Annotated in this window: 14 protein-coding genes and 1 tRNA gene; 14 read left to right on the forward strand and 1 reads right to left on the reverse strand. The window is 40.9% G+C overall.

The features are described from left to right. Window positions 1-60: 60 nt before the first annotated feature. The 11 genes from WA249_RS18305 (at window position 61) to WA249_RS18355 (ending at window position 13,460) form a co-directional block, all read left to right on the forward strand. Window positions 61-136 (forward strand) — tRNA-Trp (locus WA249_RS18305). Window positions 137-211: 75 nt separating this feature from the next. Continuing rightward, complete coding sequence (gene secE / locus WA249_RS18310) at window positions 212-652, forward strand: preprotein translocase subunit SecE (RefSeq protein ID WP_336170869.1); 441 nt, start codon at window positions 212-214, stop codon at window positions 650-652. 7 nt (window positions 653-659) lie between these two features. Continuing rightward, the gene (nusG, locus tag WA249_RS18315) at window positions 660-1,193 is read left to right on the forward strand and encodes a transcription termination/antitermination protein NusG (RefSeq protein WP_003654499.1); all 534 of its coding nucleotides are present in this window, start codon (window positions 660-662) and stop codon (window positions 1,191-1,193) included. 109 nt (window positions 1,194-1,302) lie between these two features. Further along, window positions 1,303-1,731 carry a 50S ribosomal protein L11 gene (rplK, locus tag WA249_RS18320; protein WP_016139481.1) on the forward strand — a complete coding sequence of 143 codons (429 nt, stop codon included), beginning with the start codon at window positions 1,303-1,305 and terminating at the stop codon, window positions 1,729-1,731. A 3-nt stretch (window positions 1,732-1,734) separates the two neighbouring features. Further along, window positions 1,735-2,430: a 50S ribosomal protein L1 gene (gene rplA / locus WA249_RS18325; RefSeq protein WP_003654501.1), complete on the forward strand. Its 696-nt coding sequence runs from the start codon at window positions 1,735-1,737 to the stop codon at window positions 2,428-2,430. A gap of 315 nt (window positions 2,431-2,745) precedes the next feature. Beyond that, window positions 2,746-3,252, forward strand: a complete 507-nt coding sequence (rplJ, locus tag WA249_RS18330) for a 50S ribosomal protein L10 (RefSeq protein ID WP_016139479.1) — start codon at window positions 2,746-2,748, stop codon at window positions 3,250-3,252. 48 nt (window positions 3,253-3,300) lie between these two features. After that, window positions 3,301-3,666 (forward strand): 50S ribosomal protein L7/L12, encoded by a 366-nt coding sequence (gene rplL, locus WA249_RS18335; RefSeq protein ID WP_003654503.1) that lies wholly within the window; start codon window positions 3,301-3,303, stop codon window positions 3,664-3,666. A gap of 305 nt (window positions 3,667-3,971) precedes the next feature. Beyond that, window positions 3,972-8,060: a DNA-directed RNA polymerase subunit beta gene (gene rpoB, locus WA249_RS18340; RefSeq protein WP_336170873.1), complete on the forward strand. Its 4,089-nt coding sequence runs from the start codon at window positions 3,972-3,974 to the stop codon at window positions 8,058-8,060. 86 nt (window positions 8,061-8,146) lie between these two features. Continuing rightward, window positions 8,147-12,340 (forward strand): DNA-directed RNA polymerase subunit beta', encoded by a 4,194-nt coding sequence (gene rpoC / locus WA249_RS18345; RefSeq protein WP_003654505.1) that lies wholly within the window; start codon window positions 8,147-8,149, stop codon window positions 12,338-12,340. A 180-nt stretch (window positions 12,341-12,520) separates the two neighbouring features. After that, window positions 12,521-12,886 (forward strand): DNA transfer protein p32, encoded by a 366-nt coding sequence (locus WA249_RS18350; RefSeq protein WP_336170876.1) that lies wholly within the window; start codon window positions 12,521-12,523, stop codon window positions 12,884-12,886. A gap of 217 nt (window positions 12,887-13,103) precedes the next feature. Further along, window positions 13,104-13,460 (forward strand): DNA transfer protein p32, encoded by a 357-nt coding sequence (locus WA249_RS18355; RefSeq protein WP_336170878.1) that lies wholly within the window; start codon window positions 13,104-13,106, stop codon window positions 13,458-13,460. Window positions 13,461-13,504: 44 nt separating this feature from the next. Here the strand turns inward: WA249_RS18355 and WA249_RS18360 are convergent, their stop codons facing one another. Then, complete coding sequence (locus WA249_RS18360) at window positions 13,505-13,990, reverse strand: DUF4442 domain-containing protein (protein WP_336170880.1); 486 nt, start codon at window positions 13,988-13,990, stop codon at window positions 13,505-13,507. A gap of 117 nt (window positions 13,991-14,107) precedes the next feature. Between WA249_RS18360 and WA249_RS18365 the strand changes: the two genes are divergently transcribed. From WA249_RS18365 to WA249_RS18375, 3 genes are all read left to right on the forward strand, one after another. Continuing rightward, a complete protein-coding gene (locus WA249_RS18365) occupies window positions 14,108-14,986 on the forward strand; it encodes an alpha/beta fold hydrolase (RefSeq protein WP_336170882.1) in 879 nt (292 codons plus the stop codon). A gap of 101 nt (window positions 14,987-15,087) precedes the next feature. Then, window positions 15,088-16,512 carry a Na+/H+ antiporter family protein gene (locus WA249_RS18370; protein ID WP_336170884.1) on the forward strand — a complete coding sequence of 475 codons (1,425 nt, stop codon included), beginning with the start codon at window positions 15,088-15,090 and terminating at the stop codon, window positions 16,510-16,512. Between the two features lie 329 nt (window positions 16,513-16,841). Then, window positions 16,842-17,343, forward strand: a 502-nt coding sequence (locus WA249_RS18375; RefSeq protein ID WP_336170886.1) for an OmpW/AlkL family protein, incomplete at its 3' end; no start/stop codon positions are given.

Consider the following 17,343-nt stretch of genomic DNA (forward strand, 5'->3'; position numbering starts at 1 on the left):
GCATAATATAGTGACGGATTACGTCTCAGGTTGAGGGCTTTGGCTCTCAACTTGCATTATAGGTCAGTAGTTCAATTGGTAGAGCGTCGGTCTCCAAAACCGAATGTTGGGGGTTCGAGTCCCTCCTGGCCTGCCATATTTTCAAATAAAAAGCTTGATGCTGGCTTAGTTGTTCATATAATAAGTCGCGAGTTCTACGACGAGTACAAAAATGTCGAATGATAAATCGCGTGACGCATTGAGCGACGCGCCAATTCCTCAAAGAAATAATTCTGCTGAAGTTGTTCGTTCTGGTTCACCTCTAGATATTGTTCTATGGGTGATTGCAATTGCATTATTGTTTTTAGCTATTATGGTGAATCAGTATTTGCCAGCGTATTGGGCACCTGCAAATAATATTTGGGTGCGCGTTGGGGCAATTTTTGCTTGTATCGTTGTGGCTTTAGGTTTATTATACGCCACCCATCAAGGTAAAGGCTTCGTTCGTTTGCTAAAAGATGCACGAGTCGAATTGCGTCGAGTAACTTGGCCAACAAAACAAGAAACAGTCACCACGTCGTGGCAGGTTCTATTGGTTGTAGTTGTTGCATCATTGGTTTTATGGTGTTTTGACTATGGTTTGGGTTGGTTAATTAAGTTGATTATCGGGTAAAAGAGCTATGAAACGTTGGTACATTATTCATGCCTACTCTGGCTATGAAAAACAAGTGTTACGTTCACTTACAGAACGAATCCAGCGTAGCGCTGTTGCTGATAGCTTTGGTGATGTCCTTGTTCCTACCGAAGAAGTGGTAGAAATGAAGGATGGTAAGAAACGTAAATCTGAGCGCAAATTCTTTCCAGGCTATGTGTTAGTCGAAATGGAAATGAATGATGATACTTGGCATATTGTTAAAGAATGTCCAAAGGTTCTAGGTTTTATCGGTGGTACACCTGAAAAACCAGCACCAATCACTCAGCGTGAAGCAGATGCGATTCTTGCGCGTGTACGTAATACAGGTGAAGCACCACGTCCTAAGACGATGTTTGAGCCAGGTGAAGAATTACTTGTTATTGACGGTCCGTTCACTGACTTTAAAGGTGTGGTGGAAGAAGTTCAATACGAGAAGTCACGTTTAACGTTGACGATTAACGTATTTAATCGACCAACTCAGGTTGAACTCGAATTTCGCCAAGTCGAAAAAACGATTTAATCTTAATTGGTTGAAAAGCGCCCGATTTTATCGGGCATTGTTGTTGTAATAGAAGTGTATCGTAAAGATTGGGGAGCCTAGCGGCGTTTGTACCCAGAGGTATTTTAAAATGGCTAAGAAGATTGACGGCTATATCAAGCTGCAAGTTCCAGCTGGTAAAGCAAATCCATCTCCACCAATTGGTCCTGCATTAGGTCAACGTGGTGTAAACATCATGGCATTCTGTAAAGAATTCAATGCTGCTACACAAAAAGTTGAACAAGGTCTTCCAATTCCTGTAGTGATTACTGTGTATAACGACAAGTCGTTCACATTCATCATGAAAACTCCTCCAGCTTCTATTCTTCTTAAGAAAGCTGCTGGTATTCAAAAGGGTTCAGCTGTACCAAACAAAACTAAAGTTGGTAAGTTGACTCGTGCTCAGTTAGAAGAAATTGCGACTACTAAAGAACCGGATTTAACTGGTGCTGATTTAGACGCACGTGTACGTACCATCGCTGGTTCTGCACGTTCTATGGGCTTGGAAGTGGAGCTATAAGACATGGCAAAGTTAACTAAACGTCAAAAAGCCATTGCTGCTGCTGTTGAAGCAAACAAAGTTTACACTTTGGAAGAAGCTGTACAAGTTCTTAACAGCTTACCTGCTGCGAAGTTCAAAGAATCTTTAGATGTAGCTGTAAATCTTGGTGTAGACCCGCGTAAATCTGATCAGGTTGTTCGTGGTGCGACTACATTACCTGCTGGTACTGGTAAAACTGTACGTGTAGCGGTATTTGCTCAAGGTGCGCAAGCAGAGGCTGCTAAAGAAGCTGGTGCAGACATCGTAGGTTTTGATGACCTTGCTGAAAGCATCCAAGGTGGAAACCTTAACTTTGATGTTGTAATCGCTGCTCCTGACGCTATGCGTGTTGTTGGTAAGCTCGGTACAATTCTTGGTCCACGTGGTTTAATGCCAAACCCTAAAGTTGGTACTGTAACTCCTGATGTAGCGAATGCTGTTAAAAACGCTAAATCTGGTCAGGCTCGTTACCGTGTTGACAAAGCGGGTATTATCCATGCTGCGATCGGTCAGTTAGGCTTTGATGCTGCTGCTATCCGTCAAAACGTTGAAACCTTAGTTGCTGACTTGAAAAAGTTAAAACCTGCAACTTCTAAAGGTGTATACATCAAAAAGATCACTTTGAGCTCAACTATGGGTCCTGGTCTTACTGTTGATGTAAGCAACGTTTCTAACTAAGTTTTAAACTTAGTCAAGAATTTTAAAGTCCTGATTGAGGGCAGGGTGTAAAGAATCATAGATTTTTTATACCCATTCAAAGTAATGCTTTGTTTCCTCACTCATCAGGCGGACTTTGAATTGATAAATGTAAATTTATCAGCGTCAAAGACCACAGGCGAAGAGACTTCTTTTGAATATCTTCTTAATAGCCCAGCCTGCGTAGACGCGGTGGTGTGATTTATTCCTCCTCCGCGTGCAAGTCAAATCCTTGTTGACTTGCGAATTGGGAGTGTACTTTTTTGAGTACATAAATCACCGTTAGGAGGTTTTACAATGGCTCTTCTTATTGAAAGCAAAAAACAGATCGTTGCTGAAGTGGCTCAAACTGCTTCTACAGCGTTCGCTGCCGTTGTTGCTGACTATCAAGGTTTAACCGTTGAGCAATTAACTACTCTTCGTGTTGAAGCTCGTAAACTAGGTGTTGCTACACGCGTTGTGCGTAACACTTTGGCTAAACGTGCTCTTCAAGATACGCAATTTGCAATCTTGAATGACAACCTTGTTGGCCCAACAATCTTAGCATTCTCAACTTCTGAAGACGATATGGGTGCAGCTGCACGCTTGTTTGAAGAATTTGCTAAAACTAACAAAGCATTTGAATTAAAAGCTGCTGCATTTGACGGCAAACTTTATCAAGGTGCTGAAGTTAGCGTTATCGCAAACCTTCCAAACCAAGAAAAAGCGCTTACTATGCTCGCATCTGTTCTTCAAGCTCCTATTTCGAAATTGGGTCGCTTACTTACAGCGCTTCAAGAGAAAAACGAGTCAGAAGCTGCTTAAGCTTAAATCTACTTCCACACCATTCAATACCCATTTGGAGTTAATCTCATGGCTTTAACAAACGAAGAAATCCTAAACGCAGTTGCTGAAAAAACTGTTCTTGAACTTGTTGAACTTATTTCTGCTTTTGAAGAAAAATTCAACGTATCTGCTGCTGCTGTAGCTGTAGCTGCTGCTCCTGCTGCTGCTGCTGCTGAAGAACAAACTGAATTCAACGTTGAGTTGACTTCTTTTGGTGCTAACAAAGTAGCTGTAATTAAAGCAGTTCGTGAAGCAACTGGCCTTGGTCTTAAAGAAGCTAAAGACCTAGTTGAAGGTGCTCCACAAGTTCTTAAAGAAGGCATTTCTAAAGAAGAAGGCGAAGAACTTAAGAAGAAACTTGAAGAAGCTGGTGCTACAGTTACACTTAAGTAATTGTAAAAGGAGTCGGTTTTTAAATCGGCTCCATAAAATGGCTGATGGCTCTTGGGTCATCAGCCTTTTTGCGTTACAATAATCGGCTCGATTTTTGTTTGTTCTGTAGAATAACTGTTATTTTTCAGAATAATCAAAGTAATTTCAAATGCTTACCAATATTTTTCTTTTTAAAAAATATTGTTAAGCGTTTTAATACCACTAAAAATTGCAGCATTTGTAAACAGTGGTGGCCATATCGGCCTGTGTAATTCCTTCTGAGCCCGTTCTGCAGGCGGGCTTGGTTTACTTTCCGAGGACTCCAGATGGCATACTCATATACCGAAAAGAAACGGATCCGTAAGAATTTTGGTAAATTGCCCCAAGTAATGGAAGCACCGTACTTACTGTCGATTCAGGTCGATTCGTATAGAACGTTCTTGCAAGGTGGCAAAACTCCAAAAAACCGCGAAGATATCGGTCTCCAAGCCGCATTTCGTTCAGTTTTCCCTATAGAAAGTTATTCTGGCAATGCTGCTTTAGAATTTGTTGAGTATAGCCTTGGTAAGCCTGAGTTTGATGTGCGTGAATGTATTTTACGTGGTTCGACTTATGCGGCACCAATGCGCGTAAAAATTCGTTTGATTATTAAAGATCGCGAAACTAAATCAATTAAAGACGTACGTGAACAAGAAGTCTACATGGGTGAAATGCCACTCATGACAGACAATGGTACCTTTGTGATCAATGGTACTGAGCGTGTAATCGTATCTCAATTACACCGTTCACCTGGTGTGTTCTTTGATCACGATAAAGGCAAAACACATTCGAGTGGTAAAGTACTTTATTCTGCACGTATTATTCCTTACCGTGGTTCATGGTTAGATTTCGAATTTGATGCAAAAGATTTAGTTTATGTACGTATTGACCGTCGTCGTAAATTACTAGCAACTGTTGTATTGCGTGCATTGGGTTATAACAATGAACAAATCTTGAATTTGTTCTATGAAAAAGTACCTGTATATCTTGATATGGGTAGCTATCAAATTGACCTCGTTCCAGATCGTCTGCGTGGCGAAATGGCGCAATTTGATATTGCAGATAATGATGGCAAAATCATTGTTGAGCAAGGTAAACGTATTAATGCACGTCACGTACGTCAAATGGAAGCTTCTGGTTTAGCTAAGCTATCAGTTCCTGATGAGTACTTATACGAGCGTATCACTGCCGAAGATATTACTTTACGTAATGGTGATGTGATTGCTGCAAATACATTGTTAAGCCATGAAGTTATGGTGAAACTGGCAGAAGGCGGTGTTAAACAGTTCAATATCTTGTTTACGAACGATATTGACCGTGGTTCATTTGTTGCTGACTCATTACGTGCTGACACAACATCTGGTCGTGAAGAAGCATTAGTTGAAATCTATAAAGTAATGCGTCCAGGCGAGCCACCAACAAAAGAAGCTGCTGAAAACTTATTTAATAATTTATTCTTCTCTTCTGAACGTTATGACTTATCTCCAGTAGGTCGTATGAAGTTTAACCGTCGTTTGGGTCGTCCATACGAAGTGGGTACTGATCAGAAGTCACGTGAAGTAGAAGGTATTTTATCGCACGAAGATATCATCGATGTATTACGTACATTAGTTGAAATCCGTAACGGTAAAGGTGAAGTCGATGATATCGATCACTTGGGTAACCGTCGTGTACGTTCTGTTGGTGAAATGACTGAAAACCAATTCCGTGTTGGTTTGGTTCGTGTTGAACGTGCTGTTAAAGAGCGTTTAAGCCAAGCAGAAACAGATAATTTATCTCCGCAAGATCTAATTAACGCAAAACCAGTTGCAGCTGCAATCAAAGAATTCTTTGGTTCAAGCCAATTGTCTCAGTTTATGGATCAAAACAACCCATTATCTGAGATTACACATAAACGTCGTGTTTCAGCGCTTGGACCAGGTGGTTTAACGCGTGAACGTGCAGGCTTTGAAGTACGTGACGTACATCAAACTCACTACGGTCGTGTATGTCCAATTGAAACGCCAGAAGGTCCAAACATTGGTTTGATCAACTCGCTTTCTGTTTATGCAAAAGCAAATGATTTTGGTTTCTTGGAAACACCTTACCGTAAAGTGGTAGATGGCCGAGTAACTGATGCTGTTGAATACCTTTCTGCTATTGAAGAAGTGGGTACTGTTATTGCACAGGCCGATTCTGCGTTAGATAAAGATGGTAACTTAACAGAAGATTTGGTTTCTGTTCGTCATCAAGGTGAATTTGTACGTATCTCACCTGAAAAAGTGACGCATATGGATGTATCTGCACAGCAGGTTGTATCTGTAGCTGCATCACTTATTCCATTCCTTGAGCACGATGACGCGAACCGTGCATTGATGGGTTCAAACATGCAACGTCAGGCTGTTCCTACTCTACGTGCGGATAAACCGCTTGTAGGTACAGGTATGGAAGCGAACGTTGCACGTGACTCAGGTGTATGTGTGATCGCTAACCGTGGTGGTGCGATTGAATATGTAGATGCTTCTCGTATCGTTATTCGTGTAAACGAAGATGAAATGATTGCAGGTGAGGCTGGTGTAGATATTTACAACCTCATTAAATATACACGTTCTAACCAAAACACTTGTATCAACCAAAATATTATCGTGAATTTGGGCGACAAAGTTGCTCGCGGTGACATCTTGGCAGACGGTCCGTCAACAGATATGGGTGAGCTTGCGCTTGGTCAAAACATGCGTGTAGCGTTCATGACGTGGAATGGTTACAACTATGAAGACTCGATCTTGTTATCTGAGCGCGTACTTCAAGAAGACCGTTTAACTTCTATTCATATTCAAGAATTATCATGTGTAGCGCGTGATACTAAGTTAGGTGCAGAAGAGATTACTGCCGATATTCCTAACGTAGGTGAAGCTGCACTTTCTAAACTTGATGAATCGGGTATCGTTTATATCGGTGCGGAAGTTACTGCTGGTGACATCCTTGTTGGTAAAGTAACGCCTAAAGGTGAAACTCAGTTAACTCCTGAAGAAAAATTGCTTCGTGCTATCTTCGGTGAGAAAGCAGCTGACGTTAAAGACTCATCTTTACGTGTTCCATCTGGTACTAAAGGTACAGTTATCGATGTTCAAGTCTTCACTCGTGATGGCTTAGAGAAAGATGACCGTGCAATGGCAATTGAAAAAGCACAGCTTGATGCTTACCGTAAAGACTTGAAAGAAGAATACAAGATCTTTGAAGAAGCAGCTCGTGAGCGTGTAATTCGTTTGCTTAATGGCCAAGAGTCTAACGGCGGTGGTTCGACTAAACGTGGCGATAAGCTCGTTGAAGGTATGTTGTCTGGTTTAGAGCTTGTTGACTTACTTGAAATCCAACCTACAGACGAAGCAATTGCTGAACGTTTATCTCAAATTCAAGTGTTCTTGAAAGAGAAGAGCGCAGAAATTGATGAGAAGTTTGCAGAGAAGAAACGTAAGCTTTCGACTGGTGATGAGTTAACAACAGGTGTTCTTAAAGTTGTTAAAGTTTACCTAGCAGTTAAACGTCGCATTCAGCCTGGTGATAAAATGGCTGGTCGTCACGGTAACAAAGGTGTTGTATCTAACATCTTACCTGTTGAAGACATGCCACACGATGCTAACGGTGTACCGGTAGATATCGTATTGAACCCATTGGGTGTACCATCTCGTATGAACGTGGGTCAGATTCTTGAGACTCACTTGGGTATGGCAGCTAAAGGGCTTGGCGATAAAATCGAAAAAATGTTGAAAGAACAGCGTACAGTTTTAGAACTTCGCGAATTCTTAGACAAGATTTATAACAAAGTCGGTGGCGAGCAAGAAGATCTTGATAGCTTAACTGATGCTGAAGTTTTAGCTCTTTCTGGCAACTTACGTGCTGGTGTGCCTTTAGCTACTCCTGTATTTGATGGTGCTGAAGAAAGCCAAATTAAAGACTTACTTGAATTAGCTGACATTTCACGTACTGGTCAAACAGTATTGTTTGATGGTCGTACGGGTGAGCAGTTTGATCGTCCTGTAACTGTAGGTTACATGTACATGCTCAAATTGAACCACTTGGTTGATGACAAAATGCATGCGCGTTCAACTGGTTCTTACTCACTTGTTACACAGCAACCGCTTGGTGGTAAAGCACAGTTCGGTGGTCAGCGTTTCGGTGAGATGGAGGTTTGGGCACTCGAAGCTTACGGTGCAGCATATACTCTTCAAGAGATGTTAACTGTTAAGTCGGATGACGTTGAAGGTCGTACACGTATCTATAAGAATATTGTAGATGGTAACCATTATATGGATCCAGGTATGCCTGAATCGTTCAACGTATTGACCAAAGAGATCCGTTCTTTAGGTATCAACATTGAACTGAAAAATGGTGACTAAGTCGTAAGACTCACGATTTTTTAGGAAAAAACAATATTTGTGACCCAGTCGGGTAAGCGTTGCTTCCCGACACACGGAGAAAAAAATTGAAAGACTTGCTCGATATCATGCGTAAGAAAACGGACTCAGATGGTCATGCACCAATTGAGTTTGACCGTATCCGTATTGGTCTTGCGTCACCAGAAATGATTAAGTCATGGTCTCATGGTGAAGTTAAAAAACCTGAGACAATTAACTACCGTACTTTTAAACCAGAACGTGACGGTTTGTTCTGTGCCAAAATTTTTGGTCCAGTAAAAGATTACGAATGCTTGTGTGGTAAATACAAGCGTATGAAATACAAAGGCGTCATTTGTGAAAAATGTGGCGTTGAAGTAACTACAGCGAAAGTTCGTCGTGAACGTATGGGTCACATTGAACTCGCTTCTCCAGTTGCACATATCTGGTTCTTAAAATCGTTACCATCTCGTATCGGTTTATTACTTGATATGACGCTTCGTGATATCGAACGTGTATTGTATTTCGAATCATACGTTGTAACTGATCCTGGTATGACTCCGTTTGAAAAGTATCAACTTTTAACAGACGAAGAATACTTCAATGCACTTGAAGAACACGGTGATGAATTCACTGCGAAAATGGGTGCAGAAGCGATTCAGGACTTGTTAAAAGATATCGATCTTGAAGCTGAAATCGCACGTTTACGTGAAGAAATTCCTCAAACAACTTCTGAAACGAAGTTGAAAAAAGCGTCTAAACGCTTGAAATTGATGGAAGCATTCAACGATTCAAACAACAAGCCAGAATGGATGGTGATGAATGTACTTCCTGTACTTCCACCTGATTTACGTCCATTAGTTCCACTTGAAGGTGGTCGTTTCGCGACTTCTGACTTGAACGATTTATATCGTCGTGTCATTAACCGTAACAACCGTTTGAAACGTCTTCTTGATCTTGCAGCACCAGACATTATCGTACGTAACGAAAAACGTATGTTACAAGAGTCTGTAGATGCATTGCTTGATAACGGTCGTCGTGGTCGTGCAATTACTGGTTCTAACAAACGTCCGTTAAAATCTTTGGCAGATATGATCAAAGGTAAACAAGGTCGTTTCCGTCAGAACTTACTTGGTAAGCGTGTTGACTATTCTGGTCGTTCGGTAATTACTGTAGGTCCTACTTTACGTCTTCACCAATGTGGTCTTCCGAAGAAAATGGCACTTGAATTATTCAAGCCATTCATTTTCGCTAAACTACAAGCTTCAGGTCAGGCAACAACCATTAAAGCTGCGAAGAAAATGGTTGAGCGTGAGACTCCAGAAGTTTGGGACGTTCTTGCTTCTGTAATTCGTCAACATCCAGTCATGTTGAACCGTGCGCCAACACTTCACCGTTTAGGTCTTCAAGCATTTGAACCTATTCTTATTGAAGGTAAGGCAATCCGTCTTCACCCACTCGTTTGTGCTGCGTTTAACGCCGACTTCGACGGTGACCAAATGGCGGTACACGTTCCATTGACACTTGAAGCACAGTTAGAAGCTCGTGCATTGATGATGTCAACAAACAACATCTTGTCACCAGCAAATGGTGAGCCGATCATCGTTCCTTCTCAGGACGTTGTCTTAGGCCTTTATTACATCACACGTGATGCGATCAATGCTAAAGGCGAAGGCATGGTGTTTGCTGATACTCACGAAGTAAACCGTGCACTTGCAACTGGTCAGGTTGCGATTCATGCTCGTGTTAAAGTACGTGTGCATCAAACTGTTATCAATGAAGATGGTGAACGTGAACACGGAACTATTATTGTTGAAACAACACCAGGTCGTTGTTTGCTTTGGGAAGTTGTTCCACAAGGCTTAAGCTTTGACATGATCAACCTTGAGATGACTAAAAAGAACATCTCGAAGTTAATCAACTCTTGTTACCGTAAACTTGGTTTGAAAGATACAGTTATCTTTGCTGACCAATTGATGTACTTGGGCTTCCGTCAAGCGACTCGTTCAGGTGTATCTGTAGGTATGGAAGACATGCTCATTCCACCTACTAAGCACACAATTATTGACAAAGCAGAAACAGAAGTTCGTGAAATCGAACAACAGTTCGAACAAGGTTTCGTAACTGCTGGTGAGCGTTATAACAAAGTTGTCGATATCTGGGCGCGTACAAACGACCAAGTTGCTAAAGCAATGATGGATAACTTGTCTTATACCGTTGTGAAAAACAAACAAGGTGAAGACGAGAAGCAAAAATCATTCAACAGCATCTATATGATGTCTGACTCTGGTGCCCGTGGTAGTGCGGCACAGATTCGTCAGCTTGCTGGTATGCGTGGTTTGATGGCAAAACCGGACGGTTCGATTATCGAAACGCCAATTAAAGCGAACTTCCGTGAAGGTTTAACAGTACTTCAGTACTTTATTTCAACACACGGTGCGCGTAAAGGTTTGGCCGATACAGCATTAAAAACTGCGAACTCTGGTTACTTGACTCGTCGTCTTGTAGACGTAGCGCAAGATTTGGTAATTACCGAGCCTGACTGTGGTACAGCGGGTGGTTTGGTGATGACTCCGTTCATTCAAGGTGGCGATGTAATCGAACCTTTACGTGACCGCGTATTGGGTCGTGTAACGGCTGAAGATGTACGTCGTGCGTCTGATGATGAAGTTGTATTACCTCGTGGTACGTTAATTGACGAAAAAATCGCTGCTCATCTTGAAGAAGCGGGTGTGGATGAAGTCAAAGTACGTTCAGTAATTGCTTGTGAATCTGCTTTTGGTGTATGTGCTAGATGTTATGGCCGTGACCTTGCACGTGGTCACTTGGTTAACCCAGGTGAATCAGTAGGTGTAATGGCAGCACAGTCTATTGGTGAACCAGGTACACAGTTAACAATGCGTACGTTCCACGTTGGTGGTGCTGCGAGCCGAACTTCTGCTGCAAACAGTGTTCAAGTACGTAACAAAGGTACTGTACGTTTCCATAACGTGAAAACTGTACAACATGCAAAAGGTCATTTGGTTTCAGTTTCTCGTTCAGGTGAAATTGGTATTGCCGATGACTTAGGCCGTGAACGCGAGCGTTATAAACTTCCTTACGGTGCAAGCATCTTGTTGAAAGATGGTGAATCTGTAGAAGCTGGCGGTATCGTAGCGACTTGGGATCCGCATACACATCCATTAGTAACAGAAGTTGCCGGTAAAGCACGTTTCAGCCAAATCGCTGATGGTGTAACTGCAACATCAAAAACTGATGATGCAACTGGTATGACTACTGTTGAAATCTTACCTGTAACAGCTCGTCCTGCTTCTGGTAAAGATTTACGTCCTGCAATCGTGTTGGATACAACAGATGGCGGCGAACAGTTCTACTTCTTGCCACAAAACACAATCGTAACTGTTCGCGATGGCGAAACGATTGGTGTGGGTGACGTTATTGGTCGTGTACCACAAGAAACATCACGTACTCGTGATATTACCGGTGGTCTTCCGCGTGTAGCTGACTTGTTCGAAGCACGTAAGCCGAAAGAACATGCAATTCTTGCTGAAGTTTCAGGTGTTGTGAGCTTCGGTAAAGAAACTAAGGGTAAAAACCGTTTGGTAATTAGCCCTGATGATGGTTCTGAGATCTACGAAGAGTTGATTCCAAAATGGCGTCAAATCAACGTGTTCGAAGGCGAGCATGTGAACCGTGGTGAAACTGTTTCTGATGGTCCACAAAACCCGCATGACATCTTACGTTTGAAAGGCGAAGTTGCATTAACTAACTACATCGTGAACGAAGTTCAAGACGTATACCGTCTCCAAGGTGTAAAAATCAACGACAAACATATTGAAGTTATCGTACGTCAAATGTTGCGTAAAGTTGATATCACCGATGGTGGCGATACAAGCTTCATCAAAGGCGAGCAAGTGGATTACATCCGCATGGTACAAGAGAACCAAGCTGTCTTGGCTCAGAACAAGTTCCCTGCGAAGTTCGAACGTCTATTGATGGGTATCACGAAAGCATCGCTTTCTACTGACTCGTTCATCTCTGCTGCATCGTTCCAGGAAACAACTCGTGTGTTAACTGAAGCAGCTGTAACAGGTAAAGAAGATGATTTACGTGGCTTGAAAGAAAACGTTGTAGTGGGTCGCTTGATTCCAGCTGGTACTGGTCTTGCATACCACCTAGAACGTCGTCGTCAAGAAGCAGAAGCTGCTGAACATGAGCTTCACAATGACTTCAGCGAAGTAGACCAAGCATTCAGCCAAGCATTAAACTCAGAACAATTCTAAGTTTAGACTGGCAATAAAAAAGGCACCTCAGGGTGCCTTTTTTATTTAGATTTATTTATAACAATTAAAAGTGGTAATTACATAAACATATTAAAGAGCCATTATTTTATTACTTAAGCGGGATAAACACTCCACAAAACCATATTAGGCTACATGCTTATGAAGACTGGAGTAAATCTAATGAAAAAAATGATGATGATTGTTAGTGTTGGCCTGATGTCAACAACTTTGTTTGTGGGTTGCCAAAATGCAAGCCCAGAGAGTAAACGTATTGGTTCAGCTGCGATTGGTGGTGGTGCAGGTGGTGCTGTAGGGAAACATATGGGCGGTAATGTTGGTGCAGGTTTAGGCGCGGCACTTGGTGCAGGCGTTGCGGCTAATGCCAAAGGGTCTAGTAGTAAAACAGTACGTAATAGTGCAATAGGTGCTGGTGTCGGTGCCGTGTTAGGTGGAGCAATCATTGGTGGCGACGCTGGTGCTGCTACAGGTGGAGCACTTGGTGGTAGTGCAGGTGCAGCTTATGAAGAGAAGAAAGGGAAGTACTAAAAATACCCCTAATAATATTTAAACCATAGAAGTCTTTATCTTATTAGAGACTTCTTTTTTATGCCTTTTTTATAATTAAAATTTTAATTAGTAAGTATAAAAGAAAGAGCTTTACAAAATATCAATGGATTCGGACAGATGAATAACACAATCTGATTAAACTCCTCATAAAAGAGGATTATTCTTTTTATTAGAACAGATAGTAGTGAGTACGGTCATGAAAAAAACAATTGGATTAGTTTCTGCTTTAATGTTGTCTACACTTATGTTCACAGGCTGTCAAAATATGAGTCCATCTGACCAGCGTATTGGCGCAGCAGCAGCAGGTGGAGCACTTGGTGGTGGCTTAGGTAACCATGTGGGCGGTGGTGTTGGCGCAGGCTTAGGTGCCGCAGTAGGTGCTGGTGTTGGTTCAAATACCCAAGGCGGTAGTAGACAAACTACTACGAAGAGCGCGATTGGAGCTGGTATCGGTTCTGTGGTAGGTAAAGCAATATTGGGTGGTGACTCTGGTGCTGCAATTGGCGGTGCGATTGGTGGTGGTGCGGGTGCAGCCATTGAAGAAAAAAGATAACACAGTATTGATTGAATAAAATAAGCGCTTTTTAGCGCTTATTTTTATTGGGGGAAAGGTTTTGCTTTTTTACGTCGGATATAAAGCGTTTTTTTAACTTCGGCAATTCTTACCCCAGATTCATCAAAAATGTTTAAATGATAAGTTCTTAAAACAGGGTCGTAGTTGTCGGCAAGCTCTCGAATTTGCTCAATTTCAGCTAAATCTACTCGAATGTCTGCATGTACCGTACTTCGACCCGGGGAAAGAAAATTAATTTCAGCAGCTTTATCCCACACAATATATTTTGATCCGAGATGATGTAGAAGAATCATCATGTAAAATGGATCAACCATTGAATAAATACTGCCCCCAAAATGCGTTCCGACCAAATTTTGGTTTTTCCATGTCAGAGGCATTTTTACGCGTACGTGACAAAGATCTAAATTCATGATTTCAATATAAATCCCTGCGCCACGATAAGGTGGGTAGTGATTAAATAGAAATTTTGAAATCGTAGGATTGTTCTGAAGTCTTCTTAAAATAGCCATAATAGTCAATTTTTTTTATTGAAACAGTATTCATACTAGATAAGTATCATCTTTTTTATATTGATGGCAATGCTCTATCCGACTAACGACATGATCGATTGAAAAACAAGATAGGAAATGATTATGCAGCCAAAAGTTCATACAGTAACAACAAGTGACCAACAAACGCTTTGTGCCAAAACATGGGGCGATGAAAAAAATACACCGTTGGTTTTAGTACATGGTTATCCTGACAATCAAGAAGTATGGGAATCAATCATTGAACATTTAATTAATGACTTCTACATTGTCACCTATGATGTACGTGGGGCGGGTTTGTCATCTATACCAAAACGTATACGTGATTACCGTTTAGAGCGTTTGTCTCTAGATTTAAAAGAAGTCGTAGATGAATTACTACCAAATCGTCAATTTCATATGGCTGCACACGATTGGGGTTCAATTCAATCTTGGGAGTCGGTAACTGAGCCTAAATTTAAAGGACGTTTATTATCATACACGACCATTTCTGGACCATGTCTTGACCATGCCGCTTTATTCTTGCGTGATAAATTTAAATCTGCGCCAAGTCATGTTTTAAAAATATTAACCAAATCTTGGTATATCGGTGCATTTCATCTTCCGTTGTTAGCACCAACAGTATGGTCTCTTTTTAGCCCTGAAAAATGGGGGAAAGTCCTGACTCAGCTCGAGAGAAAAAGTAATTTACCTTTAAATAATAATATTAATGCAGATGGTAAATATGGCATTAATTTATATCGGGCAAATTTTATTCCTCGTTTGACTGGCCCACGTCAACGTTATGCACAATGTCCCGTCAAAGCGGTTATTTTAAAATATGATACTTTTGTGAGCCCTGAATACATCACTGAGGCTATGCCAAAGTGGGTGGACAATTTTGAATATGTAGAGCTTGAAGCAAATCACTGGGCAATTCTAAGTGAGCCGGCAAAAATTGCAGATCATATTCGTCAGTTTATTAAGGCCCAAGCTTAATCATTGAGTGACTGCATAAAACTGTTAATTCGGCGATATTTTCGGCTTCATAAGTCTGAATCTGATAGAATGTCGCCTTTTGTTTTGCTCTGAATTTATTCATGAATGCTGTTGTTATTGCGATTGCAGTGATGTTTTTGTTATCACTGGCGCGTGTTTCTGTCGTACTGACTTTAGTGGTTTCTGCCATTGTAGGTGGCCTCGTAGCAGGTTTAAGCCTTTCCCAAACCGTTGATGCTTTTAATGCTGGTCTTGGCGATGGTGCTGAAGTCGCACTTGCCTATGCAGTGTTAGGGGCATTCGCTTTGGCACTTTCAAAATCTGGTTTACCTGATTTACTTGCCCATAAACTGATTGGTTTGTTGGGAATGGAAGCGGGAAAAAGCCGCGAAACGAAAGTGAAATATCTACTGTTAGGTATTTTACTCATCGCTGCTATTTTCTCTCAGAACCTTATTCCGGTTCATATTGCCTTTATTCCTGTACTTGTTCCGCCATTATTACGGGTAATGAACCATTTAAAGTTAGACCGTCGCGCCGCAGCCTGTGTGCTTACGCTAGGTTTAGTCGGAACTTATATTTTTCTTCCGGTTGGGTTTGGTGCAATTTTCCTTGAACAAATTTTGATGGGAAATATCAACAAAGTTGGTGCTGCCTATGGCTTGCATGTAGAGCGTGGCATGATGTCAATTGGCATGGCTATTCCAGTTTTGGGAATGGTTTTAGGTACTTTGGTTGCTGTATTTATTAGCTACCGTAAACCGCGAATTTATGCCGATCGCGCTATTACACCAACTACAACGATTGATTTAGATAAACCCCTTCGTGCAACAGCGCAAGATGAAACAGCTGACTTAAAAGCAGATGCAGAAGAGTTAAAGCATGAGGCAGAGCAATCCCCCGTGATTGCAAAGAAAACAATCTATATGGCGTTGCTTGCAATTGGTCTGACACTCGCTGCACAGCTCTATTCAGGGTCAATGATTTTGGGTGGTTTAGTCGGTTTTGCTGTTCTATCCACTGCTGGAATTTTTAAGTGGCAAGAGGCAGATGATGTCTTTGTACAAGGCATGCGAATGATGGCCTTGGTGGGTTTCATTATGATTTCTGCTGCGGGCTTCGCATCGGTAATGACGCATACAGGGGATATCAATCAACTGGTAAAAGGTGTGGTTGAAATCATTGGAGATAATCGCGCACTTGCAGCTTTCTTAATGCTTTGTATTGGTTTATTTGTGACGATTGGTATTGGTTCATCTTTCTCAAGTGTACCTGTATTAGCCGTTATTTATGTTCCTTTATGCGTACAGTTCGGATTTTCACCATTAGCGACGATTGCCCTTATTGGGACAGCAGCAGCATTAGGTGACGCAGGCTCACCAGCTTCTGATTCAACTTTAGGACCAACAGCTGGTTTAGGTGTGGATGGGCAACATGACCATATTTGGGATACGGTTGTACCTACATTTATTCATTTTAATATTCCGCTATTAATTTTTGGCTGGATTGCTGCAATGGTTTTATAAGTTTTTTATAAAATATTAAATTATTAACCTTCTTAATAATGATCTTTTGATTTAAATTAAGAAGGTTTTTTATTGAAGAAATTAAAGATGTATTTAAAATAAATTATATCAAAATACTCAGAATTAAAAAGTATATTAAAATAGTTGGTAATATCAAATAATCTTGATTAATAAGGTTGGAATAAAAACCTATTAAAATAGTTGGTTAATATATAATTTTATTTAAAACAATTATTTAAAAATAAACGTTAAATTAATTTTATAATGTGTATTGCATGATTTTAAAATACATGTTTATTATAAATATAAATAAGTTTGGAGATATTAAAGTGTTCAAAAAAGTTTTGGTTGTTGCATTAATGGGGATGTCTTCTTTTACTTTTGCTGGTAACTGGCAAGTGAAATTTGGTGGAAGTGTTATTGCTCCATCAGAAGATACAACAACACCTTTGGGTGTAGTAAAGGCAGATCATGAATATGCATTTACACCATCAGTAGAATACTTTTTTGGCCAATCTCCATTTTCGGCAGAGTTATTATTAGCAGCGCCTATTAACCATGATGTATTGTTAGATGGTAAAAATGTAGCGCGTATTAAACAGTTACCACCGACAATTACTGCGAAATATCATTTTAAAAACTCAACTCGTTTCACACCGTATATTGGTGTTGGTGCTACAGCATTTATTCCTTGGGATGAACAAGGAGTAGCGGTAAAAGTTAAAGAAGATTTTGGTGTGGCAGGACAAGTTGGTTTTAATTTTCAACCTGCTGATGCTAAAAACTGGGGAGTATTTGTAGATGTTCGTTATATGGATATTAGTCCTGAAG

The organism is Acinetobacter sp. 161(2023), from assembly GCF_037027805.1.
Classification (GTDB): Bacteria; Pseudomonadota; Gammaproteobacteria; order Pseudomonadales; family Moraxellaceae; genus Acinetobacter.